Annotated in this window: 19 protein-coding genes; 14 read left to right on the top strand and 5 right to left on the bottom strand. The window is 70.8% G+C overall.

The window, feature by feature from the left end; translation table 11 throughout:
• Window positions 1-4: 4 nt before the first annotated feature.
• On the bottom strand, window positions 5-196 hold the full coding sequence (locus ACWGJM_RS40050) for a hypothetical protein (protein WP_453416681.1): 192 nt from the start codon (window positions 194-196) through the stop codon (window positions 5-7).
• 126 nt (window positions 197-322) lie between these two features.
• Between ACWGJM_RS40050 and miaB the strand changes: the two genes are divergently transcribed.
• Both miaB and ACWGJM_RS40040 read left to right on the top strand, forming a co-directional pair.
• Window positions 323-1,849 (top strand): tRNA (N6-isopentenyl adenosine(37)-C2)-methylthiotransferase MiaB, encoded by a 1,527-nt coding sequence (gene miaB / locus ACWGJM_RS40045; protein WP_453416680.1) that lies wholly within the window; start codon window positions 323-325, stop codon window positions 1,847-1,849.
• Window positions 1,850-1,906: 57 nt separating this feature from the next.
• On the top strand, window positions 1,907-2,620 hold the full coding sequence (locus ACWGJM_RS40040) for a class III extradiol dioxygenase subunit B-like domain-containing protein (protein ID WP_453416679.1): 714 nt from the start codon (window positions 1,907-1,909) through the stop codon (window positions 2,618-2,620).
• A gap of 93 nt (window positions 2,621-2,713) precedes the next feature.
• Here ACWGJM_RS40040 and ACWGJM_RS40035 read toward each other — a convergent pair whose 3' ends face one another.
• Both ACWGJM_RS40035 and ACWGJM_RS40030 read right to left on the bottom strand, forming a co-directional pair.
• Window positions 2,714-2,995 (bottom strand): antitoxin, encoded by a 282-nt coding sequence (locus ACWGJM_RS40035; RefSeq protein ID WP_453416678.1) that lies wholly within the window; start codon window positions 2,993-2,995, stop codon window positions 2,714-2,716.
• A gap of 25 nt (window positions 2,996-3,020) precedes the next feature.
• On the bottom strand, window positions 3,021-3,317 hold the full coding sequence (locus ACWGJM_RS40030) for a hypothetical protein (protein WP_453416677.1): 297 nt from the start codon (window positions 3,315-3,317) through the stop codon (window positions 3,021-3,023).
• A gap of 181 nt (window positions 3,318-3,498) precedes the next feature.
• Here ACWGJM_RS40030 and miaA point away from each other — a divergent pair, with 181 nt between their 5' ends.
• From miaA to hflX, 6 genes are all read left to right on the top strand, one after another.
• A complete protein-coding gene (gene miaA, locus ACWGJM_RS40025; protein WP_453416676.1) occupies window positions 3,499-4,437 on the top strand; it encodes a tRNA (adenosine(37)-N6)-dimethylallyltransferase MiaA in 939 nt (312 codons plus the stop codon).
• Window positions 4,438-4,545: 108 nt separating this feature from the next.
• The gene (locus ACWGJM_RS40020) at window positions 4,546-5,049 is read left to right on the top strand and encodes a hypothetical protein (protein WP_453416712.1); all 504 of its coding nucleotides are present in this window, start codon (window positions 4,546-4,548) and stop codon (window positions 5,047-5,049) included.
• Window positions 5,050-5,185: 136 nt separating this feature from the next.
• Complete coding sequence (gene dapF, locus ACWGJM_RS40015; RefSeq protein ID WP_453416675.1) at window positions 5,186-6,055, top strand: diaminopimelate epimerase; 870 nt, start codon at window positions 5,186-5,188, stop codon at window positions 6,053-6,055.
• A 283-nt stretch (window positions 6,056-6,338) separates the two neighbouring features.
• Window positions 6,339-8,579: a RelA/SpoT family protein gene (locus ACWGJM_RS40010; protein WP_453416674.1), complete on the top strand. Its 2,241-nt coding sequence runs from the start codon at window positions 6,339-6,341 to the stop codon at window positions 8,577-8,579.
• Between the two features lie 92 nt (window positions 8,580-8,671).
• Window positions 8,672-10,189, top strand: a complete 1,518-nt coding sequence (locus ACWGJM_RS40005) for a M1 family metallopeptidase (RefSeq protein WP_453416673.1) — start codon at window positions 8,672-8,674, stop codon at window positions 10,187-10,189.
• Between the two features lie 327 nt (window positions 10,190-10,516).
• Window positions 10,517-12,007: a GTPase HflX gene (gene hflX / locus ACWGJM_RS40000; RefSeq protein ID WP_453416672.1), complete on the top strand. Its 1,491-nt coding sequence runs from the start codon at window positions 10,517-10,519 to the stop codon at window positions 12,005-12,007.
• 96 nt (window positions 12,008-12,103) lie between these two features.
• Here hflX and ACWGJM_RS39995 read toward each other — a convergent pair whose 3' ends face one another.
• Window positions 12,104-13,321, bottom strand: a complete 1,218-nt coding sequence (locus ACWGJM_RS39995) for a trypsin-like serine peptidase (RefSeq protein ID WP_453416671.1) — start codon at window positions 13,319-13,321, stop codon at window positions 12,104-12,106.
• Between the two features lie 1,047 nt (window positions 13,322-14,368).
• Between ACWGJM_RS39995 and ACWGJM_RS39990 the strand changes: the two genes are divergently transcribed.
• The 4 genes from ACWGJM_RS39990 to ACWGJM_RS39975 all read left to right on the top strand — a co-directional run bounded on the left by ACWGJM_RS39990 (window position 14,369) and on the right by ACWGJM_RS39975 (window position 20,924).
• Window positions 14,369-15,868, top strand: coding sequence for a diaminobutyrate--2-oxoglutarate transaminase family protein (locus tag ACWGJM_RS39990; protein WP_453416670.1), 1,500 nt, complete (start codon window positions 14,369-14,371; stop codon window positions 15,866-15,868).
• A gap of 62 nt (window positions 15,869-15,930) precedes the next feature.
• Window positions 15,931-17,892, top strand: a complete 1,962-nt coding sequence (locus ACWGJM_RS39985; protein ID WP_453416669.1) for an IucA/IucC family protein — start codon at window positions 15,931-15,933, stop codon at window positions 17,890-17,892.
• Between the two features lie 68 nt (window positions 17,893-17,960).
• On the top strand, window positions 17,961-18,761 hold the full coding sequence (locus tag ACWGJM_RS39980) for a GNAT family N-acetyltransferase (protein ID WP_453416668.1): 801 nt from the start codon (window positions 17,961-17,963) through the stop codon (window positions 18,759-18,761).
• A 171-nt stretch (window positions 18,762-18,932) separates the two neighbouring features.
• Window positions 18,933-20,924, top strand: a complete 1,992-nt coding sequence (locus ACWGJM_RS39975; protein ID WP_453416667.1) for an ATP-dependent DNA helicase — start codon at window positions 18,933-18,935, stop codon at window positions 20,922-20,924.
• Between the two features lie 165 nt (window positions 20,925-21,089).
• Here the strand turns inward: ACWGJM_RS39975 and lexA are convergent, their stop codons facing one another.
• Window positions 21,090-21,869: a transcriptional repressor LexA gene (lexA, locus tag ACWGJM_RS39970; RefSeq protein ID WP_453416666.1), complete on the bottom strand. Its 780-nt coding sequence runs from the start codon at window positions 21,867-21,869 to the stop codon at window positions 21,090-21,092.
• 505 nt (window positions 21,870-22,374) lie between these two features.
• Here lexA and nrdR point away from each other — a divergent pair.
• A complete protein-coding gene (gene nrdR, locus ACWGJM_RS39965) occupies window positions 22,375-22,926 on the top strand; it encodes a transcriptional regulator NrdR (protein ID WP_453416665.1) in 552 nt (183 codons plus the stop codon).
• Between the two features lie 164 nt (window positions 22,927-23,090).
• Window positions 23,091-25,985: a vitamin B12-dependent ribonucleotide reductase gene (locus ACWGJM_RS39960; protein ID WP_453416664.1), complete on the top strand. Its 2,895-nt coding sequence runs from the start codon at window positions 23,091-23,093 to the stop codon at window positions 25,983-25,985.
• The last annotated feature ends 41 nt before the right edge of the window (window positions 25,986-26,026 follow it).

Here is a 26,026-nt window from a genome sequence, read left to right as displayed (position 1 = left end):
TGCATCACGCGTCTCCCGGCCCGTGGCCGGAGCAGTACGGGGTGTGCCGGGGCGGGCCCAGGTCGACGGGGAAGCTGTAGCCCTTGCCCGCCTGGAGACAAAATTGCTGTCCGATGAAGCCCAGCAGGTCGGGGGGAGCCCATACCGGCCGGATGACGACGGCCGCGCAGGGGACCTCGCGGCGCGGACCCGGCACGGTACGGCCACACCCAGCCCGTTGATCCGGAGCCGACGACCACCCGGCCCGGCTCGCTCGGCGCCGGCCGGCCGGTGCCCTCGCAGCGGGGCCCGGGGCACTTCCGGGACCGCCTACCCTTGAGGAATGACCAGCAGCAGCGACCGGAGCCTCGCGGTGGACGTCCCCTCATCCAAGACGTACGAAGTGCGCACCTACGGGTGCCAGATGAACGTCCACGACTCCGAGCGATTGTCCGGGCTGCTCGAAGAGGCCGGGTACGTGCGCGCGGCCGAGGGATCCGACGGGGACGCGGACGTCGTGGTCTTCAACACGTGCGCGGTCCGGGAGAACGCCGACAACCGGCTGTACGGCAACCTGGGCCGGCTCGCGCCGAAGAAGGCGCAGCGCCCCGGGATGCAGATCGCGGTCGGCGGATGTCTGGCGCAGAAGGACCGGGACACCATCGTGAAGAAGGCGCCCTGGGTGGACGTCGTCTTCGGCACGCACAACATCGGCAAGCTGCCGGTCCTGCTGGAACGCGCGCGCGTGCAGGAGGAGGCTCAGGTCGAGATCGCCGAGTCGCTGGAGGCCTTCCCCTCCACTCTGCCGACCCGGCGCGAGAGCGCGTACGCGGCCTGGGTGTCGATCTCCGTGGGCTGCAACAACACCTGCACCTTCTGCATCGTCCCGGCGCTGCGGGGCAAGGAGAAGGACCGCCGTCCCGGCGACATCCTCGCCGAAGTCGAGGCATTGGTCGCCGAGGGCGTCTCCGAGATCACGCTGCTCGGGCAGAACGTCAACGCCTACGGCTCCGACATCGGCGACCGCGAGGCCTTCAGCAAGCTGCTGCGGGCCTGCGGCACGATCGAGGGCCTGGAGCGCGTGCGCTTCACGTCCCCGCACCCGCGTGACTTCACCGACGACGTCATCGCCGCCATGGCCGAGACCCCGAACGTGATGCCGCAACTGCACATGCCACTCCAGTCCGGTTCGGACACCGTCCTGAAGGCGATGCGCCGGTCCTACCGGCAGGAGCGCTACCTCGGGATCATCGAGAAGGTGCGCGCCGCCATCCCGCACGCCGCGATCACCACCGACATCATCGTGGGCTTCCCCGGCGAGACCGAGGAGGACTTCGAGCAGACCCTGCACGTGGTGCGCGAGGCACGGTTCACGCAGGCGTTCACCTTCCAGTACTCCAAGCGGCCCGGCACGCCCGCCGCGACCATGGACGACCAGATCCCCAAGGAGGTCGTCCAGGCGCGCTACGAGCGTCTCGTCGCCCTCCAGGAGGAGATCTCCTGGGCGGAGAACAAGCAGCAGGTCGGCCGCACCCTGGAGCTGATGGTCGCCGAGGGCGAGGGCCGTAAGGACGGCGCCACCCACCGGTTGTCCGGCCGGGCCCCGGACAACCGGCTGGTCCACTTCACCAAGCCGGAGCAGGAGGTGCGCCCCGGCGACGTGGTGACGGTCGAGGTGACGTACGCCGCCCCGCACCACCTCCTCGCCGAGGGCCCCGTCCTCGCCGTGCGCCCCACACGCGCGGGCGACGCCTGGGAGAAGCGCAACGCCGCGGAGGCCGCCAAGCCGGCGGGCGTGATGCTCGGGCTGCCGAAGATCGGCGTACCGGCACCGCTGCCCGTCGCGACGAGCGGTTGCGGCTGCGACTGAGGAGCGGTCGCGGTTGGGACTGCGACTGAGGCCCGGGTCGGCGTTACCCTGCCGATCATGCTTGTCGCCGCCGCACTCTGCCCCTGTCCGCCGCTGCTCGTGCCGGAGGTCGCCGCGGGAGCCGCACCCGAGCTGGACGCGGCGCGTGTCGCGTGCGCGGACGCGCTCGGTGTGCTCGCCGCCGCCCGCACCGACCTGCTGGTAGTGGTCGGGCCCGCCGAGCGGAGCGGGCGCGGACCGCACCCGCAGGGCACCCCGGGGTCCTTCCGCGGCTTCGGCGTGGACCTTGACGTACGGCTCGGTCCCGGCCAGGGGACGGCGTACGACCGTACGCTGCCGCCGTCGCTCGCCGTCGCCGGCTGGTTGCTGGAGCGCACGGGCTGGGCGGACGCGCCGATCGAGGGACTCGGTGTGGGGGAGCCCCTGGCCCCCGAGCGGTGTGTCGAGGCGGGCAGGGAGATCGGCGTGCGGCGGACGCGGGTGGGGCTGCTGGTGATGGGCGACGCCAGCGCCTGCCGCACGGTCAAGGCACCGGGCTACCTCGACGAGCGTGCCGCGCCCTTCGACGCAGGGGTCGCGCGGGCACTGGGGTCGGCGGACGTGGCGGCGCTGAAGGCGCTGGATCCCGGCCTGGCGTACGAGCTCAAGGCGTCGGGCCGCGCTCCCTGGCAGGTCCTGGCGGGCGCGGCCGAGAACGCGGACCTGACGGGAACGCTGTTGTACGAGGACGCGCCGTACGGCGTGGGGTACATGGTCGCGGCCTGGTCCTAGCGGGCTGGGTCCGGCCCCGGGGCGGCGCGAACGGCGGACGGCCGGGAGCCGTCCCGCTACGCGGCCGTCCGCCGATCGATGGGTCGCTGCCGGTCAGGAAACCGGCGGTGGCACGTCAGGTCCGGTGCCCGGCCCGTTGTCACCCGCCTGGGTACCGCCCTTGTGCGCGAACCGGTCCATGGCGCCCTTGGCCTTCCCGGTACCGGCGTGGATCTTGTCGCTGTACTTGCCCTTGGTCCGCTCGTCCACGGCCTTCGCGGCCCTGTCGATGCCGTGCTCGATCTTGTCGATCGTGTCCCCGTGCTGCTGCGCGAAGTGCGACATCTTGTCCTTGGCCGGCGCGAGCCTGCTCTTCAGATTGTGCAAGAGACCCATTGATCCACCTTCCCTCGTGGAGCGGTCACGTACGGGCGCCGTCACCCGCCTCGTTGTCGGCGGCCTCCTCGGCGGACTGCTGTTTGGGGATCTCGGTGGCCTCGGCGGCAGCCGCCTGGCCGGTCTCCCCGCCGTCGGAGGACGCAGCCTCCGACGCCGTGGCCCCGCTCTCGCTCGCCCCACTCTCGGCCGCCGCCGGCGTCGCCTCCTCCGGCGATCCCTCCGCCTCGGACCCGCCCGACTCCGCACCGGTCTGCGGCTCGGTGGCCGACGCCTCCTCCGTCGCCTTCGACCTCCGGAAAAGTCGCGCAAAAACACTCATATCCACTCCATACGTTACTCGTGCGGGCGAATCCCGCGTAGCCCGGTGCGCCCGTTTGCGCGACCCGACTCACCGCCTCCGGAAGCGGGCGGCAGGTACCTCGCAACGGGCAACGACCCCGGACCCGTGTCGTCACGTAACTCGTTCGTGGCGCGGCGGGGAGGTTTGCGAGACTGGTGCGGTGAGCAGTGCATCCCCCACCCCCCGCGTCATCGCCGTCGTCGGACCCACCGCGGCCGGAAAGTCCGATCTGGGCGTCTTCCTGGCCCGGCAGCTCGGCGGCGAGGTCGTCAACGCCGACTCCATGCAGCTCTACCGAGGGATGGACATCGGCACCGCCAAGCTGACGCCCGAGGAGCGCGACGGCGTCCCGCACCATCTGCTGGACATCTGGGAGGTCACCGTCACGGCGTCCGTCGCCGAGTACCAGAAGCTGGCCCGCGCCCGCATCGACGCACTGCTCGCCGAGGGACGCTGGCCCATCCTGGTCGGCGGCTCCGGCCTGTACATCCGGGGAGCGGTCGACAACCTGGAGTTCCCCGGCACCGACCCCGAGGTCCGCGCCCGCCTGGAGGACGAGCTCGCGCTGCGCGGCTCCGGCGCGCTGCACGCCCGGCTGGCCGCCGCCGATCCCGAGGCCGCGCGCGCGATCCTGCCCGGCAACGGCCGTCGCATCGTCCGGGCCCTGGAGGTGATCGAGATCACCGGCCAGCCCTTCACCGCCAACCTCCCCGGTCACGACTCCGTCTACGACACCATCCAGATCGGTGTCGACGTGGCCCGCCCCGAGCTCGACGAGCGCATCGCGCGCCGGGTCGACCGCATGTGGGAGGAGGGGCTCGTGGACGAAGTGCGCGCACTGGAGGCGCGGGGCCTGCGCGAGGGGCGTACGGCGTCGCGCGCGCTCGGCTACCAGCAGATCCTCGCGGCGCTCGCCGGGGAGTGCACCGAGGACGAGGCCCGGGCCGAGACCGTACGCGCCACCAAACGCTTCGCGCGCCGCCAGGATTCATGGTTCAGGCGCGACCCCCGGGTGCAGTGGTTGAGTGGGGCCGCCGCGGACCGCAAGGAACTTCCACGGCTCGCCCTGGCGTTGGTCGAAGGACCGGTCACAGCCTGATCACGTCATGGCATCGGGATGCGCCGCCGGTCATCTCGGCCTCCGACACCGTGCCATCATCGAGCTTCGATCGACCAAGTGGAGTCCTAGTTGGGAGGGCGCGTGGCGATGGAGGCCGGCCCTCGCGACACCGCACGAAGCACCGAGTACGTCACCACCGGCGGCGGCGAACCGGAACAGGGCGAGGACCGACTCAGCCCCGACGGACCGGACGAGACGCCGGACGGTGTGACCGCCGACGGCCCCGAGCCCGAGGAGATGTTCGCCGGCGGCCCGGAGGTCGAGGTCGAGCTGCGTCCGCAGCGCCGGCTGCGCATCTGGCAGCTCGCGCCCATCGTGGGCCTGGCCGCGGTCGGCTCCCTGATGTTCGCCTTCCCGCTGGCCTTCGACTTCGGCGACAGCGGCGCCGTCATCGCCATGCTGGGCCTGCTGATCTGCTCCTGCGCCGCGGGCTGGGGCATGATGGCCGCGCGCCGCGTCGGCTACACCTGGCCGGGCCTGCCGGCACGAGGCTCGGGCCGCCGCGCCGACTGGCGGGTCGTGCTCGGGTACGTGCTGCTGGTGGCCGTGGTGGTGATTCTCGCCGTGTGGCGGGTGGCGCGGCTGCGCTGAAGCGCCCCGTCAGGGGCGCGGGGCCGGTATCGACATGGGGCTCCGCCGCGTGGGCGCGATCAGCCACAGACGGCCGGCACCGTTCCTCCCGGTCCTGCGCCGCCCCACCAGCGGAGCGCTCCCGTACGATCGAGGAATGAGCACGCGGATCGCCTTCCTCAAGGGTCACGGCACGGAGAACGACTTCGTGATCGTCCCGGACCCCGAGAACGCCATCGACCTGACCCCGGCCACCGTGGCCGCACTGTGCGACCGCCGCGCCGGCATCGGCGCCGACGGCGTGCTGCACGTCGTGCGGTCCGCCGCCCACCCGGAGGCCAGGGACATGGCGGGCGAGGCGGAGTGGTTCATGGACTACCGCAACGGGGACGGCTCGATCGCGGAGATGTGCGGCAACGGAGTACGGGTGTTCGCGCGCTACCTCCAGCACGCCGGGCACGTGGCCGAGGGGGACACCGCGATCGCCACGCGCGGGGGCGTGAAGACCGTCCACATCGCCAAGGACGGGGACGTCACCGTCGGCATGGGCAGCGCGCGCCTGCCCGACGGGGACGTCACGGTGAGCGTCGGCGAGCGCAGCTGGCCCGCGCGCAACGTGAACATGGGCAACCCGCACGCGGTCGCCTTCGTCGACGACCTCGGGCACGCCGGTGACCTGCTCGCACCGCCGCCCTTCAGCCCGGCTGCCGCCTACCCGGACGGGGTGAACGTCGAGTTCGTGGTCGACCGCGGCCCCCGTCACGTCGCGATGCGCGTACACGAGCGTGGTTCCGGCGAGACCCGCTCCTGCGGCACCGGCGCGTGCGCCGTCGCCGTGGCGGCCGCGCGCCGGGACGGCGCCGACCCGGCCGTCACCGGCACCCGGGCGACCTACACGGTCGACGTACCCGGCGGGCGACTGGTGATCACCGAGCGGCCGGACGGCCAGATCGAGATGACCGGACCCGCCGTGATCGTCGCCGAGGGCGAGATCGACGCCGAATGGCTGGAAAACGCGGTCCGTTGACCACGTGAACCGTGGTCCCGACCGGCCCCGGACACCCGATTCGCGCTTTCCGGCGGCCGGTTCGATGCGAAACGACGGCAGGTCGACGACCACGTGGCGCAAAACCGTAAACCTCTCAGCCGTCGCACGAATGGGTGATCCGTTTCACGCTCGGCGAGAGGCGGTCAGTCGGGCGTGGTGGGCTCGGTAGCATCAAGCACCGGCACGGACGGGGGAACGTCGCCATCCCTGAGCCGTGTATGCCCTGGGGGCCCGTCCGCCGGTCCACGAGCCGGAGGTGCCCATGAGTGCGGAGGCCACGAACCCTGCGACCCCTGGCCCTGTAGTCCCTACAGTGCCCCGCAGGAAGGCCCGCCCCCGGATCGACCTGCGCAGACTCGGCCGGGCCGCGCTGCTCGGCCCCGGCGCCCGCGACAAGCTGCCCGACGCCATCGGTCACGTCGTAGAGGCGCACCGAGCCCACTACCCCGACGCCGACATCGAACCCCTGCGCCGCGCCTACGTCCTGGCCGAGTCCTCGCATCGCGGCCAGATGCGCAAGAGCGGCGAGCCGTACATCACGCACCCGCTCGCCGTGACCCTGATCCTCGCCGAACTCGGCGCCGAGACCACGACCCTGACGGCCTCTCTGCTCCACGACACCGTCGAGGACACCGATGTGACCCTGGATCAGGTGCGGGAACAGTTCGGCGAGGAGGTTCGTTATCTCGTCGACGGGGTCACGAAGCTCGAAAAGGTCGACTACGGGGCCGCCGCCGAATCCGAGACCTTCCGCAAGATGCTGGTCGCGACCGGCAACGACGTCCGCGTGATGTCGATCAAACTCGCCGACCGGCTCCACAACATGCGCACCTTGGGCGTGATGCGCCCCGAGAAGCAGGCGCGCATCGCCAAGGTGACCAGGGACGTCCTGATCCCGCTCGCCGAGCGTCTCGGTGTCCAGGCCCTCAAGACCGAGATGGAGGACCTTGTCTTCGCGATCCTCCACCCCGAGGAGCACGCACACACGCGCGGACTGATCGCCGACAACGCGAGCCGTCCCGACGATCCCCTCGCGGAGGTCGCCGACGAAGCCCGTGCGGTCCTGCGCGAAGCCGGGATCCAGGCGGAAGTCCTCATCCGCCCCCGGCACTTCGTCTCCGTCCACCGCGTCGCACGCAAGCGCGGGCAGCTGCGCGGCGCCGACTTCGGCCGCCTGCTGGTGCTGGTCAACGAGGACGCGGACTGCTACGCAGTGCTGGGCGAGCTGCACACCTGCATGACCCCCGTCGTCTCGGAGTTCAAGGACTTCATCGCCGTACCGAAGTTCAACCTGTACCAGTCGCTGCACACCGCCGTCGCCCTCCCCCAGGCTCGAACCGACACGCCCGGGGGGACACCCATGGCCGGGCAGGTCGTCGAAGTCCTCATCCGCACCCACCAGATGCACAAGGTCGCCGAGGCCGGGGTCATCGCGCTCGGCAACCCGTACGCGCCTCTTTCGGAGGAGCAGGCCGCGGGCGACGAGCGCGTCGACCCCACCCGCCCCGGATGGCTCTCCCGCCTCCTCGACTGGCAGCAGGCGGCACCCGACCCCGACACCTTCTGGTCCACCCTGCGCGAGGACCTCGCCCAGGACCGCGAGATCACCGTCTTCCGGCCCGACGGCGGCACGCTGGGCCTGCCCGAGGGCGCCACCTGCGTGGACGCTGCGTACGCGCAGTACGGCGAGGATGCGCACGCCTGCATCGGCGCGCGCGTCAACGGCCGACTGGCGACCCTGAGCACCGTGCTGAGAGACGGAGACACCGTTCAGCTCCTCATGGGCCAGGACCCCGCCTCCGAGCCGTCCCGGGAGTGGCTGGACCACGCCCACACCCCGGCCGCCCGCATCGCCATCCAGCGGTGGCTGGCGGCACAGCCGGAGGGCGGCGACGTGGCGGCACGGGAGGCCGGCAAGGGCCGCTGGAGCGGTGCGGAGTCCCCCGGCGGGGCGGACCTCACCACGGGCCAGCACTCCGAAGCGGCGGCCGACCGGGATTCCCGTCCCGGGGCCGGTCCCACCAGCGATGTTTCTTCCATCCGCCCCGCGGCGGCCAGCGCCGTCGTGGACCGGCCCGGGGCGACCGTCCGGCTCGCCGGGTGTTGTACGCCCGTACCGCCCGACGAGGTCGCCGGGTTCGCCGTACGCGGCGGGGTGGTGACCGTGCACCGCGTGGAATGCGCCGGAGCGGCGCGCATGAAGAACGCCGGGCGCGCGGAGGTCGGCGTGCGCTGGGGTGACACCACCGAGTGCCGGGTCACGCTGGTCGCCGAATCGTTCGGCCGCCCCCATCTGCTCGCCGACCTCACCGAGGCGATCGCCCTCGAAGGCGCCGAGATCGTCTCCGCCACCGTCGCCCCGCCGAGCCAGCAGCGCGTCCGCCACACCTACACCCTCCAGCTCCCCGACGCGGCCCACCTCCCGGCCCTCATGCGCGCGATGCGGAACGTGCCGGGCGTGTACGACGTCGGCCGAGCCCAGCACCAGGGACCCGATTCCTGAGGCACGCGCCCCGGCAACCCGGCGGCCCCCGTTCGGGTGGGCCGGTCGCGCGCCGTCGCGGCGGGGCGGGCGCGTGCTGGTAGCCGTGGTCCATGCTGCTCACGCCCCGCATGCCGGATCGGCGACCCCGCGTCCCCGGTGCCCGAACCGGCCCCCGCCGCCGCAGGAGGGCCGCCGCCCTCCTCGCCTCCGCCGTCTCCGCCTGTCTCCTCGCCGCGAGCGCCCCCGCCGTCCCACTGGGCGTCGGCGACCGGCTCTACCCGTACCTGGGCAACCCCGGATACGACGTGGCGTTGTACGACCTCTCCTTCACCTATCCCGGCGACAACGACAAGCCCCTCCAGGCCGTCACCACGATCCACGCCTGGACGACCGCCCGGCTGGAACGGCTCAACCTCGACTTCGCGCACGGCACCGTCGAGTCCGTCCAGGTCGACGGCAGGCCCGCCGCCTTCACCGGCGCCGGCGACGACCTGGTGGTGACCCCCGAGACGCCGCTGGCCAAGGACAGCTGGACGCGGATCACCGTGCGGCACACCAGCGACCCCAAAGCCGTCAAGGACCGGGACGGCGGCTGGGTACGGACCGCCGACGGGCTGGTCATGGCCAACCAGGCCGACGCCGCGCACCTGGTGTTCCCGTGCAGCGACCACCCCTCCGACAAGGCGATGTTCACCATCCGGATCACCGCGCCCAACCGCTACACGGCCGTCGCCAACGGCATCCCGGCCGGCGTGACCAGGACCGGCGGTTCCACCACCTGGACATACCGGACCCGCCACCCCATGGCCACCGAACTCGCACAGGTGTCCATCGGCCGTTCCGTGGTGCTGCACCGCACCGGACCGCACGCACTGCCGGTGCGCGACGTGGTCCCCGCCGCCGACCGCAAGACACTCGAACCCTGGCTCGCGAAGACCCCGGGCCAGATCGCCTGGCTGGAGAGCAAGGTCGGGCCCTATCCCTTCGAGACGTACGGCGTGCTCATGGCCGAGGCCGCCACCGGCTTCGAACTCGAGACACAGACCCTCTCCCTCTTCGAGAAGGACCTGTTCACCGACGCCGCCTACCCCAAGTGGTACATCGAGTCGATCATGGTTCACGAGCTGTCCCACCAGTGGTTCGGCGACAGCGTGAGCCCGCGCACCTGGTCCGACGTATGGCTCAACGAGGGGCACGCCACCTGGTACGAGGCCCTCTACGCGGAGGAGAAGGCGCACAAGCCCATGGTCGACCGGATGAAGGCGGCCTACAGCGCCTCCGACCGCTGGCGCGCCTCCGGTGGCCCGCCCGCGCTGCCCAAGCCGCCCGAGCCCGGCCAGAAGATCGGCATCTTCCGGCCCAACGTGTACGACGGAGCCGCGCTGGTCCTCTACGCCCTCCGCCAGGAGATCGGCCGCCCCGCCTTCGAAAGCCTGGAGCGGGCCTGGGTACGTCAGCACCGCGACGGCACGGCGACCACCGCCGACTTCACCCGCCTCGCCGCAGGCGTCGCCGGCCGCGACCTGACCGACTTCTTCCAGGCCTGGCTGTACGGCGAGAAGACCCCGCCCATGCCCGGTCACCCGGACTGGAAGGCGGCGGCGCCGCAGCAGGTGGCGAGGAAGTAGGGGGCTCGTGAGGCCGGGGGAGGGGCGGTGACGGGGGCGCGTTGGCCGGGGCGCGACGGCTGGGCGGGGCTGAGCGCGGCGGTGCGCGCCGTCCGCGGGCCGGGCTCCTGCCGTCGGGCGGCTGGACAGGACCGTTCCCACCTGGGCCCGCCCTCGTCCAGCCGCCGGGGAATAAGGCGGTGACGAGACGGGTCGTGCCGTGCGACCATCTTCGGGTCGGGGTGGCACGGACAAGGGAATCTCTCCGGGCACTCGTGCGTTGTGCACAGTGGCGGACGGTTCGCACCGTGGCCGCCCATCGGATCTCCTCATCGACGTAAGGATCAAATGACCTCCTCTTCTTCCCCTTCCCAGGACACCAAGCGCTTCGCGCACGCCTACCCCGAAGGTCTTCGGGCCGATGCCCTGATGGAAGAGGACGTCGCCTGGAGCCACGAGATCGACGGAGAGCGGGACGGCGACCAGTTCGACCGCTCCGAGCGGGCGGCCCTGCGCCGCGTCGTGGGCCTCTCCACCGAGCTCGAGGACGTCACCGAGGTCGAGTACCGCCAGCTCCGCCTGGAGCGCGTCGTCCTCGTCGGGGTGTGGACCACCGGCACCGCCCGGGACGCCGACAACTCCCTCGCGGAGCTCGCCGCCCTCGCGGAGACCGCCGGTGCGGTCGTGTTGGACGGCGTCATCCAGCGCCGGGACAAGCCCGACGCGGCCACCTACATCGGCTCCGGCAAGGCCGCCGAGCTGCGTGACGTCGTCCTCGAAACGGGCGCGGACACCGTCATCTGCGACGGTGAGCTGAGCCCGGGCCAGCTGATCCAGCTGGAGGACGTCGTCAAGGTCAAGGTCATCGACCGTACGGCCCTGATCCTGGACATCTTCGCCCAGCACGCCAAGTCCCGAGAGGGCAAGGCGCAGGTCGCGCTCGCGCAGATGCAGTACATGCTGCCGCGGCTGCGAGGCTGGGGTCAGTCGCTGTCCCGGCAGATGGGTGGCGGTCGCGGCGGCCTCGCCACGCGTGGCCCCGGTGAGACCAAGATCGAGACGGACCGGCGACGGATCCGCGAGAAGATGGCGAAGATGCGCCGGGAGATCGCGGAGATGAAGACCGGCCGCGAGGTCAAGCGCCAGGAGCGCCGGCGCAACAAGGTGCCGTCCGTCGCCATCGCGGGCTACACCAACGCCGGCAAGTCCTCCCTGCTCAACCGCCTCACGGGCGCGGGCGTGCTGGTCGAGAACGCCCTGTTCGCGACCCTCGACCCGACCGTGCGCCGGGCCGAGACCCCGAGCGGCCGCGTGTACACCCTGGCCGACACGGTCGGTTTTGTCCGGCATCTGCCGCACCACCTGGTCGAGGCGTTCCGCTCCACCATGGAGGAGGTCGGCGACTCCGACCTGATCCTGCACGTCGTGGACGGTACGCACCCGAACCCGGAGGAGCAGCTGGCCGCCGTGCGCGAGGTGATCCGGGATGTCGGCGCCACCGACGTGCCCGAGATCGTCGTGATCAACAAGGCGGACGCGGCCGATCCGCTCACGCTCCAGCGGCTCATGCGGATCGAGAAGCGCTCCATCGCCGTCTCGGCCCGCACCGGCCGGGGCATCACCGAGCTGCTGGCGCTCATCGACAACGAGCTGCCCAGGCCGTCCGTCGAGATCGAGGCGCTGGTGCCGTACACGCACGGCAAGCTGGTCGCCCGTGCCCACACCGAGGGCGAGGTGATCTCCGAGGAGCACACCGCGGAGGGCACGCTGCTCAAGGTGCGGGTGCACGAGGAACTGGCTGCGGACCTCGCGCCGTACACGCCCGCTCCCGCGCTCTGACGCACAGCCGCTTCGACGCACAACAGCGAAGGCCCGCCCCCGCTAGCCGCGGGGGCGGGCCTTCAGCACACCGGCGTCAGGCCGGCTCACCGAGCCCTACTGACCGGCGAACTGCTTGCTGACCTTGCTGTACACGCCCTTGGCCACGTCACCCAGTCGCGGACCCGCCAGCCAGCCCGAGGACACCGGGCCGATGGAGGTGTTGGAGACCAGCGCCGGCTTGCCGTCCGAGTCCGTCTCCACCCAGCCGCCGCCGGACGAACCACCCGTCATCGTGCACCCGATGCGGTACATCGTCGGGTCCGACTTCTGGATCGACAAGCGTCCCGGCTTGTCCTGGCACTGGTAGGCGAGCCGGCCGTCGTACGGCGCCGCCGCCGGGTAGCCGGTCGCCGTGATGCTCTGCACCTTCGGCACCGCCGGCGCGTTGAAGTTCACCGGGAGCGCCGAACCGACCGCCTCCTCCAACGACTTGCCGCCGTTGCCCTGCTCCGGAGTGACGTGGATGACGGCGAAGTCGTACGAAGCGCCGTTCCCGCCGGTCTCACCGCCCTGCGCGATCCACTGCTGGGACGTCTGCGCCGCATCGGCCCACCAGACCCCGTACGGGGCGACCTGGTCCCTGCTGGCGCTCTCCAACTGCTTGGCCGTCATGCCGGTGTTGTTGTACGACGGCACAAAGGCGATGTTGCGGTACCAGCCGCCGTTCTTGCCGGCGTGCACACAGTGGCCCGCCGTCCAGATGAGGTTGGACTTGCCCGGGTGCGCCGGGTCCTCCACGACCGTGGCCGAGCACACCATCGTGCCCTCGGGGGAGTCGAAGAAGACCTTGCCGGCCGTGGCCGCGTTGGCGTGGTACGGCGCCCGCACCGCCTGCGCCTTGACCGGAGCCGGTGTCGGGTCCGTCACGCCCTGGTCACCGGAGATGTCGTTGTCGTCGACACCCTTGTCCGGGTCGTTGGCGTCCCGCATGCGGTCCGGGTCCCACAGGCCCTTGATGATCGGGTTGACGAAGTCGTTGGCCTCGCGCAGCCAGTCGTCCTTGTCCCAGTTCTTCCAGGCGCCGTTCTTCCACTTGTCGATGTCGATCCCGTGCTCTTTGAGCTTGTTCTTGATGTCGTCCGGGATCTTGATCTTTCCGTCGCTGGTGGTCGCGGCGGCGGTCGGCCTGTTGTCGGCGTTGTCGTCACCGTTGCATGCGGTGGCGGTCAGCGCCAGCGCCGAGGCGAGGGCGACGGCCGCCAGCACGGGGGAGGTTCTGCGGGGCCCGCCCCTCCCTCGGCGAACGGTGGACGACGGCCGTATGGATCGCATGGTCTTGACTCCCCCTGCTGTAAAGGAACTCGGCGCTGTGCCCGTGTGATCCGGCGGAACTCATGGGGAGTTCACGCCGGACTCACGGACGTCTGGGAACGGCATCACACACTATGCGCTCGCTGTGGGGGACTTCCGACGGAACGGCAACGGTTCGGCTACAAGCCGTCTGACCTGGCAATCGCCAGGGTTGGTCGGGCAGAGGCGGGGTGCGGCGGTCCGCGACCGATGTGGCTTCAGGCGCATCGGGCGGGCCATTGAATGCCTCTGAACCAAGCGGGCGGGCCGGCGGCGATGCCGCTCGTGAGAGCCTCGGCACGAGCCGTCTGCCGAGCCGAACGGATCGCCAGCAGGGTTCCCCTTCCGGAACGCCATCGCCAGCAGGCCACTGCGGCAGCGGCGGTGTACGCCTGTGAGGCGCCGCCGCCAGCGCACGCTGGATATGCCGGGCCAGGTCCACGAACGCGGTCGCGGCTCCTGCCCCCGTTCCAGAAGTTCTGTGCCGGATGGCTCTGCGCCTTCGTCATACCGCGACCGCCCCCGTCCGCCATTCGGTGTTCGTCTGGTCCGAATGAACCCCGAACAATCCCCGCACATCGACTGACCAGGATAAAAGGCTGTTACCTGGTTCGGGGCCGCTCTGCGGAGGCGACGAGGTCTGAGGACGTGGGCAGTGACCAGCCCGTCCGGCCACCCGGCCGATCGACCTGAAGGCAGTGGCCATGCCCCCTGCGGTTCATGCTGTCGGTAACACGCTCCTGCCCGTCGGGATCGCCGGTGTCATCTCTGCCGGCACGATCGCGACGGTGGCTTTGACAGCCGCGCTGGCTCGCAGTGCCGACAGGCGCCGTGATGCCGGTGAAGCACTGAAGGTTCTGTTGCGCCGCCGTGGCGACAGCCGCTGAGCCGGTCCGTCAGGGCAAGGATCTTGAAGCAACCCGTAACCGGTCAGCCGGGCCGCGGTTGGTAGCGGTGAGGGGGGCCTGCTGCCTGTGCCGGGTCCTCCTGAGGGAGCAAGTCGCCTCTGGACAGCGGGAGGACAAGGCCGTGGCCGTGACGGAATCGGTGTCCGGGGGAGCGCGCGGAGCACACGAGGGGATCCTGCGGCGTCAGTCGGCGCGCGAGTCCGCGGCGCGCACCTACGCACGTGCCCTCCCCATCGTGCCGGTCCGGGCGCGCGGCCTGACCATCGAGGGCGCCGACGGCCGCCGCTACCTCGACTGCCTCTCCGGCGCGGGAACCCTCGCCCTCGGCCACAACCACCCGGTCGTCCTGGAGGCGATCCGCAAGGTCCTCGACTCGGGCGCCCCCCTGTCCGTCCTCGACCTGGCGACCCCGGTCAAGGACGCCTTCATCACCGAACTGTTCCGCACCCTGCCGCCCGGCCTCGCGGACCGGGCTCGCGTGCAGTTCTGCGGACCCGCGGGTACGGACGCCGTGGAGGCCGCGTTCAAGCTGGTGCGCGCCGCGACCGGCCGCTCCGGCATGCTGGCGTTCACCGGCGCCTATCACGGCATGACCACCGGCGCCCTGGCCGCGTCCGGCGGCGCCTGCGACGTACGGGTCGCCCGCCTGCCCTTTCCGCAGGACTACCGCTGTCCGTTCGGCGTCGGCGGCCCGCGCGGCGCCGAACTCGCCGCACGCTGGACCGAATCCATCCTCGACGACCCCAAGTCGGGCGTGCCACTGCCCGCCGGGATGATCCTCGAACCCGTCCAGGGCGAGGGCGGAGTGATTCCCGCCCCGGACGACTGGATGCGGCGCATGCGGGAGATCACGGCCACTCGGTCCGTCCCGCTGATCGCCGACGAGGTCCAGACGGGAGTCGGACGGACCGGCACCTTCTGGGCAGTGGAGCACAGCGGCGTCACGCCCGACGTGATGGTCCTCTCCAAGGCCATCGGCGGCAGCCTCCCCCTCGCCGTGGTCGTCTACCGCGATGACCTCGACGTGTGGGAACCGGGCGCCCACGCGGGCACCTTCCGCGGCAATCAGCTCGCCATGGCCGCGGGCACGGCCACACTCGCCCACGTCCGCGAGAACCGCCTCGCCGAACGCGCCGCCCTGCTCGGCTCGCGCATGCTGTCCCGACTGTGCTCCCTCAAGGAGGAGTTCCCCTGCGTCGGTGATGTGCGGGGTCGGGGGCTGATGATCGGCGTCGAAGTGGTGGATCCGGAAGGAGAGGGGCAGGCGGGCGGGCAAGCGGGCGGAGAGACGGACGCGGACGGGCAGGGCGAAGCCCCTCTGGTACCGGGGCCGGTTCTCGGTCCGGCATGCGGTCCGACACCGCCTGCCGCCGGACCGCGGAGTCCCGGCAGCCCGCGTCCCGCCGCCCCCGAACTCGCCGCGGCCGTCCAGCGGGAGTGCCTGCACCGCGGCCTGATCGTCGAACTCGGCGGCCGCCACTCCAGCGTCGTACGACTGCTGCCGCCCCTGACGATCAGCGACGAGCAGGCCGCCGCCGTACTCGACCGCCTCGCCGACGCGGTCGAGGCCGTGTCCCGCGGACTCTCCCGAACCGACGGAGCCGCCAGGTCCGGAACCTGAGGCACACCCCTCCGCCCACCGCGCCGCCGAGCGACCCCCTGCACGAACCCCGAGGACCAGACTTGAACGCCACCCCGGCAACGAACGGCCGTGCCCACGTCCCCCACCTCCACGCCCACCGCATCTCTTCCCCACCCGTACCAGCCCCACCCGGACCGGCCGCCGAGTCGGTATCCCGTCTGACATCGCGGTCACCGGAAACCGAGCCGACGCGCGTCGGTACCGCCGATCTTCTGGAACACCCCGACCCGCACACCGCCGCGCAGGCCGCCTCCGTGGAGAACCTGCTCCGCTGCTGGGTACGCGAGACGGATCTCTCCGCACCGGACACCGGCGCTCTCCGCATCCCGTTCCCCGCCAGCGGCACCGCTGTGATCACCCCGGTCCACCACTGGTCCCCGACCGGCTGGCACCGCTTCGGACTGCCCCGGTTCGCCGACGCCCCCGAGAGCGCTCCGCCGCTCGATGCGGTGACTCTCGCGGCTCTTATCAGCCGGGAGACACACGGGCGAACTGACGGCCCCGACGCAGGCCCGGACGCCGTCGCCGCCGACGGCGGTGACCTCGTCGCACGCGTGGCCGACTCCTTCCGCCGCACCGTCACCTTCATCAGCGACCGGCACGCACGTCCCGCCGACGGCCCCGACCGCTTCCTGGCCGCCGAACAGGCACTGCTGCTCGGACACCCTTTCCACCCGACCCCGAAGAGCCGCGAGGGCCTGACCGACTCCGAAGCCCTCCTCTACTCACCCGAACTGCGTGGCTCCTTCCCCCTGCACTGGATCGCCGTCGCACCCTCGCTGCTCGCGACCGACTCGGCCTGGACCGAAAGTGGTCGACCCGTGCCGGCCCACCGACTCACGGGCCGGCTCGCCGGCCCGGGGCTGCCCCTGCCCGACGGATACGCCGCCCTGCCCGTGCACCCCTGGCAGTGGCGCGAGATCCGGCACCGCGACACGACCGCGGCCCTGCTCGACGCCGGGCTGCTCAGATCACTCGGCACCCACGGCTCCCCATGGCACCCCACCTCCTCCGTACGCACTGTCCACCAGTCCGGCGCCGCCGCCATGCTCAAGCTGTCCCTCGGCCTGCGGATCACCAACTCCCGCCGCGAGAACCTCCGCAAGGAACTCCACCGCGGCGTCGAGGTGCACCGCCTGCTGCGCGGCGGCCTGTCCCGGCAATGGCAGGCCGCACACCCGGGCTTCGACATCGTCCGCGACCCGGCATGGCTCGCCGTCGACGACCCGCACCGCCGGCCCGTGCCCGGGCTCGACGTGGTGATCCGGCACAACCCGTTCACCCCGTCCGACGACGTCTCCTGCGTCGCCGGACTCGTCTCACCCCGGCCCGACGTCCACCCTGCCACCGGCAACGATCGCCCAACTGCCAGGACGCGGCCCCTTTGCTCCCGGCTGGCCGTTGTCGTCACACGGCTCGCCGAGCGCACGGGCCGACCCCGTGGCGCCGTCGCCGCCGAGTGGTTCCTGCGCTACCTGGAGCGGGTCGTGCGGCCCGTCCTGTGGCTGGACAGCGAGGCGGGCATCGCCCTCGAGGCCCACCAGCAGAACACGTTGCTCCTCCTGGACGGCGACGGCTGGCCCGCGGGCGGCCGCTACCGCGACAACCAGGGCTACTACTTCCGCGAGTCCCGGCGCGCCGAACTCGACGCGCGCCTGCCCGGGATCGGCGCGCACAGCGACACCTTCGTCTCCGACGAGGTCACGAACGAACGCTTCGCGTACTACCTCGCCATCAACAACGTGCTCGGTCTCATCGGCGCGTTCGGATCCCAGCACCTGTCGGACGAACACCTGCTGCTCGCCGCCTTCCGCCGGTTCCTCGGCGACGTCGCCTCCGGCCCCGCCCCGCTGCGAACCGCTCTGCCGGCCCTCCTGCTCGACTCGCCCGTCCTGCGCTGCAAGGCCAACCTGCTGACCCGGCTGCACGGTCTCGACGAGCTGATCGGCCCGGTCGACACCCAGTCCGTCTACGTCACCATCGCCAACCCCCTCCACTCCTGAACCGACAGCACCGACTTCATCCACGTCCGAGGAACATGACCCACCCCGTCTCCTGAGAGGAGAGCGCCGTGCCTCCCATCGACGCGAGCACCGACGCCGGCCCCGTCCCCGTCCACCCGGACTGCGCGGATCCGAGCGGCGACGGCGAGGACACACTGGAGCTGCGGCTGCCCGACGAACTCGTCGCTCTCTTCACCGCGGAGACGGCCGACACCGCACCCCGCGGCGAGTGCGCACCTGGCGGCGGACAAGCACTCGGCGGCACGAAGGAGACCGGCGCGCAGTCCCCGTCCACCGACGACCTGCTCGACGGAGTCGGAGGCTGGGGCCCGGCCGCCACACCCGTGGGCACGTTCGAGCTGGCCCGGGTCCGTGTCGAGCGTGACCTGCCGCTCATCAGCCGCTGGATGAACGACCCCGCGGTTTCCGCGTTCTGGGGGCTGGCCGGTCCCCCCACACGGACCGAGGAACACGTACGCGCCCAACTGGACGGCGACGGACGCAGCGTCCCGTGCGTCGGCATGCTGGACGGCACCCCGATGAGCTACTGGGAGGTGTACCGGGCCGATCTGGACCCGCTGGCCCGCCACTACCCGGCCCGTCCGCACGACACCGGGATCCACCTCCTCATCGGCGCGGTCGCCGACCGTGGCCGGGGCCTCGGCTCGGCCCTGCTCAGATCGGTCGCCGACCTGGTCCTGGACCACCGCCCGGCCTGCGCTCGCGTCGTCGCGGAACCCGACCTTCGCAACACCCCCTCCGTGGCCGCTTTCCTGAGCGCCGGTTTCCGGTTCGGCGCCGAGGTCGACCTGCCCGCCAAGCGGGCCGCCCTCATGCTCCGGGACCGGACCCTGCGCCATCTGCTGTAGCACTGCGTGATGACGTCGTCACAGATGGAAACGAAGCCCGAGCCGACCCGGTTCCCAGCCGGCCGGACGAATTGGAAATTTCTTGATCCCGTCCCGCTCCTTCGCCTTCCCACCCCTGGTTGCGGACTTGATCGCCCGATTGTCAGTGCTGAGCCGTAGGGTTGACGCGCTATGACGAAGCCCTCTCTCCCCGAACTCCTGCACGCGGCTGTCGCAGCCGTCGGCGGCACGGAGCGTCCCGGCCAGGTCACCATGGCCGAAGCGGTCGCCGAGGCGATCGACGACGGATCCCACCTGCTGGTCCAGGCCGGCACAGGCACCGGAAAGTCGCTGGGCTACCTCGTGCCGGCGCTCGCGCACGGGGAGCGCGTCGTCGTGGCGACCGCCACCCTGGCCCTGCAACGCCAGCTCGTGGAGCGTGACCTGCCGCGCACGGTGGAGGCGCTGCACCCGCTGCTGCGCCGCCGCCCGGACTTCGCCATGCTCAAGGGCCGGTCGAACTACCTGTGCCTGCACCGTCTGCGCGAGGGCATGCCACAGGACGAGGAGGAGGGCCTGTTCGACCAGTTCGAGGCCGCCGCTCCTACCAGCAAACTGGGTCAGGACCTGCTGCGGCTGCGTGACTGGTCGGACGAGACCGAGACGGGCGACCGGGACGGCCTCACACCCGGCGTCTCCGACCGAGCGTGGTCTCAGGTGTCGGTGTCCTCCCGAGAGTGCCTGGGTGCCTCGAAGTGCGCGTACGGCGCCGAGTGCTTCGCCGAGATGGCCCGCGAACGGGCCAAGCTCGCCGAGGTCGTCGTCACCAACCACGCTCTGCTCGCCATTGACGCGATCGAGGGCGCGCCGGTGCTTCCGCAGCACGAGGTGCTGATCGTGGACGAGGCGCACGAGCTGGTCTCGCGCGTCACCGGTGTCGCCACGGGCGAGCTCACGCCCGGCCAGGTCAACCGCGCCGTGCGTCGTGCCGCCAAGCTGGTCAACGAGAAGGCCGCCGACCAACTGCAGACCGCGGCCGAGGGTTTCGAGCGGCTGATGGAGCTCGCTCTGCCGGCTCGCCTGGAGGAGATCCCGGAGGACCTCGGCTACGCCCTGATGGCCCTGCGGGACGCTGCGCGCACGGTCATCTCGGCGATCGGCGCGACCCGAGACAAGTCGGTCCAGGACGAGGACGCGGTCCGCAAGCAGGCCCTCGCCTCTGTGGAGACGGTGCACGACGTGGCCGAGCGCGTCGTCAACGGCTCCGAGTGGGACGTCGTCTGGTACGAGCGCCACGACCGTTTCGGTGCCTCCCTGCGTGTCGCCCCCATGTCCGTCTCCGGCCTCCTGAGGGAGAAGCTCTTCGCGGACCGCTCCGTCGTCCTCACCTCCGCGACGCTCAAGCTCGGCGGTGACTTCAACGGCGTCGGAGCCTCCGTGGGGCTTGCCCCCGAGGGCACGGAGGGCGAAGACATCCCCCAGTGGAAAGGTGTCGACGTCGGCTCGCCCTTCGACTACCGCAGGCAGGGCATCCTGTACGTCGCCAAGCACCTGGCCCGTCCCGCGCGGGACGGCGACCGAGCCGACATGCTCGGCGAGCTGACTGAGCTCATCGAGGCCGCCGGTGGCCGCACGCTCGGCCTGTTCTCCTCGATGCGTGCCGCCCAGCTCGCCGCCGAGGAGCTCCGTTCCCGCATCCCGGAGTTCCCGATCCTGCTCCAGGGAGAGGAGACCCTGGGCGAACTGATCAAGAACTTCGCGGCGGACCCGAAGACGTGTCTCTTCGGCACGCTGTCGCTGTGGCAGGGCGTCGATGTCCCCGGCCCCAGCTGTCAGCTGGTCGTCATGGACAAGATCCCGTTCCCGCGCCCCGACGACCCGTTGATGAGCGCCCGCCAGAAGGCGGTGGAGGACGCCGGCGGCAACGGCTTCATGGCGGTCGCCGCCACCCACGCCGCGCTCCTCATGGCCCAGGGCGCCGGCCGTCTCGTACGGGCGTCGGGGGACCGGGGCGTGGTGGCCGTACTGGACCAGCGGCTGGCCACCGCGCGGTACGGCGGCTATCTCAAGGCGTCCCTGCCCGACTTCTGGTACACCACGGACCGCAATCAGGTCCGGAAGTCACTGGCCGCCATCGACGCGGCGGCGAAGCAGGCGGAGGCGAAGCAGGCGGAGGCGAGCTGATCAAGGGTGGCCCGTCCCCCTGCCGGGACGGCCCACGCTGACGCAAGCACCGCGCTCCGGCCCGGCACGGGGCCCCGGCCCGCACAGCGCAGGGCCCCGGAACCGGCGCAGGGGTCCCGGGGCCCGGTCAGTGGACGAGCCGCTTCCGGCCGTCCGCCGCGGCCGTCACACGCGCCGCAGCACCGCGACGACCTTGCCCAGGATGGTGGCGTCGTCACCGGGGATCGGCTCGTAGGCCGAGTTGTGGGGCAGGAGCCAGACATGGCCGTCCTCGCGCTTGAAGCGCTTGACGGTGGCCTCGCCGTCGAGCATGGCCGCCACGATGTCGCCGTTCTCGGCGACCGGCTGGCGGCGGACGGTGACCCAGTCGCCGTCGCAGATCGCGGCCTCGATCATGGAGTCGCCGACGACCTTGAGGACGAAGAGCTCGCCGTCGCCGACCAGCTGCCGGGGGAGCGGGAAGACGTCCTCGACCGATTCCTCGGCGAGGATCGGGCCACCGGCGGCGATACGGCCGACCAGCGGGACGTACGACGCGGCCGGCTTGCCCGCGGTGTCGGTGGGCTGCACCGTCACCGCCTGGTCGGAACCGCGTACCTCGTACGCGCGCGGGCGGTGCGGGTCACGGCGCAGGAAGCCCTTGCGCTCCAGCGCCATCAATTGGTGCGCGACCGAGGATGTGCTGGAGAGGCCGACGGCCTGGCCGATCTCCCGCATCGACGGCGGGTAGCCCCGCCGCTGTACGGAGTCCCTGATGACCTCGATCACCCGCCGTTGCCGGTCGGTGAGTCCGGAGCTGTCCGCCCGGATGCCTGGAGGTCGGCCCGGTAGGGAGCGCTTGGGTCCCTCGGGATTCGTGGCTTCGTTCATCGCGTGCACCGGCTCGAGTCGGCCCTGGGAGCGGTCCTGGGCGGTGATGGTGGCACTGTCTGCGGTGGTGGTCACGTCGGCCCCTCTCGATGGTCTCCCTGCTGGACAACGGTAGTTGCTTTCGAAAGGTTGCGCCAAACACACGTTCGAGTGAAAAAACGCGATTCACCTGACGCGATCACGTGTGCAGGTGTATGGCCAACGCGGCACCTGGCGGACAAAAGGGCTCATCGTTGTACTCTTCACCGCCGGGGTGATGGCCTCGTGGGTTGCGTCCCCAGTCTGCCATCCGGAAGCCCGTCAACCGGGTACCGGACCCCTTCTGTGCCGGAGTCCTACGTGTCCTCCGTGCCGCGCCCACGGTATCTCCGTATCCGCCCCCGCGACACGCCTGCGACACGCGCGCGTGTTGGTGTATGAGCCAAGCCCTACATGTAGTGGTTGGATTGCTACAGCTACCCACAAGTTGTGGTCCCCGGGGTCGGTGGTGCTTCTGTGATCCCCTATGCTTGTGGCTACTTCGAGGGGCCCATGAGGTCTCTTGGGGCTGTTCAGTCTGCTGTGAGGAGGGTTGGAGATCATGCACTGCCCCTTCTGCAGGCACCCCGACAGCCGCGTGGTCGACAGTCGTACGACCGACGACGGCACGTCGATCCGCAGGCGCCGCCAGTGCCCTGACTGCTCCCGTCGTTTCACGACCGTGGAGACGTGCTCGCTCATGGTGGTCAAGCGGTCCGGAGTCACCGAGCCTTTCAGCCGTACCAAGGTCATCAACGGCGTGCGCAAGGCATGCCAGGGACGGCCTGTCACCGAGGACGCTCTCGCCCAGCTCGGCCAGCGGGTCGAGGAGGCGGTGCGGGCCACCGGAAGCGCCGAGCTGACCACCCACGACGTGGGGCTGGCCATACTCGGCCCGTTGCAGGAGCTCGACCTCGTCGCTTATCTGCGATTCGCCTCCGTCTACCGGGCATTCGACTCGCTCGAGGACTTCGAGGCCGCCATCGCGGAACTCAGGGAGGCGACGCGAGGCCCCGCCGCGGACGACGAAGACGCGGGAGCGGGGAGCAAGGAAGACGATCGCGGGCGCGCAGGGACTTCCCAGGTCCCCGTGCCCGCCCATGCCGCCGACTGACCGGCGGGTCGGAACAGGGCGGAGACACCGGTTCCGGTAGGACGGCGGCGACCACAGACCTGTTGCGGGCGACAGCGTGAGGGTGTCCGCAACACAAGACAGAACACCGTGCCACGGGAACATCGTGGCATTTCAGGGCGTTTTTGCCCGTACAGGGAGGCGGCATGACAGAGACGGCGAGCGGTCCGGCACGAGGTTCCCGATCCAAGGGCGCCAAGGCCACCAAGGGGCTGCGTATCGAGCGCATCCACACCACCCCCGGCGTACACCCGTACGACGAGGTGAGCTGGGAGCGCCGTGACGTCGTCATGACCAACTGGCGCGACGGCTCGGTCAATTTCGAGCAGCGTGGCGTCGAGTTCCCGGACTTCTGGTCCGTGAACGCGGTCAACATCGTCACCAGCAAGTACTTCCGCGGTGCCGTGGGCACCCCGCAGCGCGAGGTCAGCCTCAAGCAGCTGATCGACCGCATCGTGAAGACGTACCGGAAGGCCGGCGAGGACCACAAGTACTTCGCCTCGCCCGCCGACGCCGAGATCTTCGAGCACGAGCTGGCGTACGCCCTCCTGCACCAGATCTTCAGCTTCAACAGCCCCGTCTGGTTCAACGTCGGCACCCCGCAGCCCCAGCAGGTGTCCGCCTGCTTCATCCTGGCCGTCGACGACTCCATGGAGTCGATCCTCGACTGGTACAAGGAAGAGGGCATGATCTTCAAGGGCGGCTCCGGTGCCGGCCTGAACCTCTCCCGTATCCGCTCCTCCAAGGAACTGCTGTCCTCCGGCGGCAACGCCTCCGGTCCCGTCTCCTTCATGCGCGGCGCCGACGCCTCCGCAGGAACGATCAAGTCCGGTGGCGCCACCCGCCGCGCCGCCAAGATGGTCATCCTGGACGTCGACCACCCCGACATCGAGGACTTCATCGAGACCAAGGTCAAGGAGGAGGAGAAGATCCGCGCCCTCCGCGACGCGGGCTTCGACATGGACCTCGGTGGCGAGGACATCACCTCCGTCCAGTACCAGAACGCCAACAACTCCGTCCGGGTCAACGACGAGTTCATGAAGGCGGTCGAGCAGGGCAGCACCTTCGGCCTGCGCGCGCGGATGACCGGCGAGGTCATCGAGGAGGTCGACGCCAAGTCCCTCTTCCGCAAGATGGCCGAGGCCGCCTGGGCCTGCGCCGACCCGGGCATCCAGTACGACGACACCATCAACCACTGGCACACCTGCCCGGAGTCCGGCCGTATCAACGGCTCGAACCCCTGCAGCGAGTACATGCACCTGGACAACACGTCCTGCAACCTCGCCTCGCTGAACCTGATGAAGTTCCTCAAGGACGACGGCAAGGGCAACCAGTCCTTCGAGGTCGAGCGCTTCGCCAAGGTCGTCGAGCTCGTCATCACGGCGATGGACATCTCCATCTGCTTCGCCGACTTCCCGACCCAGAAGATCGGCGAGAACACGCGCGCGTTCCGCCAGCTCGGCATCGGCTACGCCAACCTCGGCGCCCTGCTGATGGCCACGGGCCACGCCTACGACTCCGACGGCGGCCGCGCGCTGGCCGGTGCGGTCACCTCCCTCATGAACGCCACCGCCTACAAGCGCTCCGCCGAACTCGCTGCGGTCGTCGGTCCGTACGACGGCTACGCCCGCAACGCCGACGCCCACAAGCGCGTCATGAAGCAGCACGCCGACGCCAACGCCGTGGCCGTCCGCATGGACGACCTGGACAGCCCGGTCTGGGCCGCGGCCACGGAGGCCTGGCAGGACGTCCTGCGCATCGGCGAGCAGAACGGTTTCCGTAACTCCCAGGCGTCCGTCATCGCCCCGACCGGCACCATCGGTCTCGCGATGTCCTGCGACACCACCGGCCTCGAGCCCGACCTCGCCCTGGTCAAGTTCAAGAAGCTGGTCGGCGGCGGCTCGATGCAGATCGTCAACGGCACCGTCCCGCAGGCCCTGCGCCGCCTGGGCTACCAGGAGGAGCAGATCGAGGCGATCGTCGCCCACATCGCCGAGCACGGCAATGTGATCGACGCGCCCGGCCTCAAGCAGGAGCACTACGAGGTGTTCGACTGCGCCATGGGCGAGCGCGCCATCTCCCCCATGGGCCACGTCCGCATGATGGCCGCGATCCAGCCGTGGATCTCCGGCGCCCTGTCCAAGACGGTCAACATGCCGGAGTCGGCGACCGTCGAGGAGGTCGAGGAGATCTACTTCGAGGCCTGGAAGATGGGCATCAAGGCCCTCGCCATCTACCGCGACAACTGCAAGGTAGGCCAGCCGCTCTCCGCCAAGACCAAGGAGAAGGAGAAGGCCGAGGTCACGGAGAAGGCCGAGGCGACCATCCGCGAGGCGGTCGAGAAGGTCGTCGAGTACCGCCCGGTCCGCAAGCGCCTCCCCAAGGGACGTCCCGGTATCACCACCTCCTTCACCGTCGGCGGCGCCGAGGGCTACATGACCGCCAACTCCTACCCGGACGACGGTCTCGGTGAGGTCTTCCTGAAGATGTCCAAGCAGGGCTCGACCCTCGCGGGCATGATGGACGCCTTCTCCATCGCCGTCTCGGTCGGCCTCCAGTACGGCGTGCCGCTGGAGACGTACGTCTCGAAGTTCACCAACATGCGCTTCGAGCCGGCCGGTATGACGGACGACCCGGACGTGCGGATGGCCCAGTCGATCGTCGACTACATCTTCCGCCGCCTGGCGCTGGACTTCCTGCCCTTCGAGACGCGCTCCGCGCTCGGCATCCACTCCGCCGAGGAGCGCCAGCGTCACCTCGAGACGGGATCCTACGAGCCCACCGAGGACGAGGTCGACGTCGAGGGACTGGCCCAGTCGGCGCCGCGCGCCCAGGAGCTGAAGGCCGTCGCCACCCCGAAGACCGAGTCCGAGGCGGCCAAGCCCGCCCCGAAGCAGGCCCACACCAGCGCCGAGTTGGTGGAGATGCAGCTGGGCATCCAGGCCGACGCCCCGCTGTGCTTCTCCTGCGGCACCAAGATGCAGCGGGCCGGTTCCTGCTACATCTGCGAGGGCTGCGGCTCGACCAGCGGCTGCAGCTGATGACAGGCATGGCCTGAGGTAAGGGGCGCCGGCCCAAGGGC

The organism is Streptomyces sp. NPDC054834, from assembly GCF_053611185.1.
Note: the sequence above shows the minus strand (reverse complement) of the source record. Positions and strands in the feature narration are given on the sequence as shown.

What these genes read in the sequence shown, in the direction of transcription:
- miaB (WP_453416680.1), top strand. Translation starts at nt 323, where the DNA reads ATGACCAGCAGCAGCGACCGGAGCCTCGCGGTGGACGTCCCCTCATCC.
- ACWGJM_RS40040 (WP_453416679.1), top strand. Translation starts at nt 1,907, where the DNA reads ATGCTTGTCGCCGCCGCACTCTGCCCCTGTCCGCCGCTGCTCGTGCCG.
- ACWGJM_RS40035 (WP_453416678.1), bottom strand. Translation starts at nt 2,995, where the DNA reads ATGGGTCTCTTGCACAATCTGAAGAGCAGGCTCGCGCCGGCCAAGGAC.
- ACWGJM_RS40030 (WP_453416677.1), bottom strand. Translation starts at nt 3,317, where the DNA reads ATGAGTGTTTTTGCGCGACTTTTCCGGAGGTCGAAGGCGACGGAGGAG.
- ACWGJM_RS40020 (WP_453416712.1), top strand. Translation starts at nt 4,546, where the DNA reads ATGGAGGCCGGCCCTCGCGACACCGCACGAAGCACCGAGTACGTCACC.
- dapF (WP_453416675.1), top strand. Translation starts at nt 5,186, where the DNA reads ATGAGCACGCGGATCGCCTTCCTCAAGGGTCACGGCACGGAGAACGAC.
- ACWGJM_RS40010 (WP_453416674.1), top strand. Translation starts at nt 6,339, where the DNA reads ATGAGTGCGGAGGCCACGAACCCTGCGACCCCTGGCCCTGTAGTCCCT.
- ACWGJM_RS40005 (WP_453416673.1), top strand. Translation starts at nt 8,672, where the DNA reads ATGCTGCTCACGCCCCGCATGCCGGATCGGCGACCCCGCGTCCCCGGT.
- hflX (WP_453416672.1), top strand. Translation starts at nt 10,517, where the DNA reads ATGACCTCCTCTTCTTCCCCTTCCCAGGACACCAAGCGCTTCGCGCAC.
- ACWGJM_RS39995 (WP_453416671.1), bottom strand. Translation starts at nt 13,321, where the DNA reads ATGCGATCCATACGGCCGTCGTCCACCGTTCGCCGAGGGAGGGGCGGG.
- ACWGJM_RS39975 (WP_453416667.1), top strand. Translation starts at nt 18,933, where the DNA reads ATGACGAAGCCCTCTCTCCCCGAACTCCTGCACGCGGCTGTCGCAGCC.
- nrdR (WP_453416665.1), top strand. Translation starts at nt 22,375, where the DNA reads ATGCACTGCCCCTTCTGCAGGCACCCCGACAGCCGCGTGGTCGACAGT.
- ACWGJM_RS39960 (WP_453416664.1), top strand. Translation starts at nt 23,091, where the DNA reads ATGACAGAGACGGCGAGCGGTCCGGCACGAGGTTCCCGATCCAAGGGC.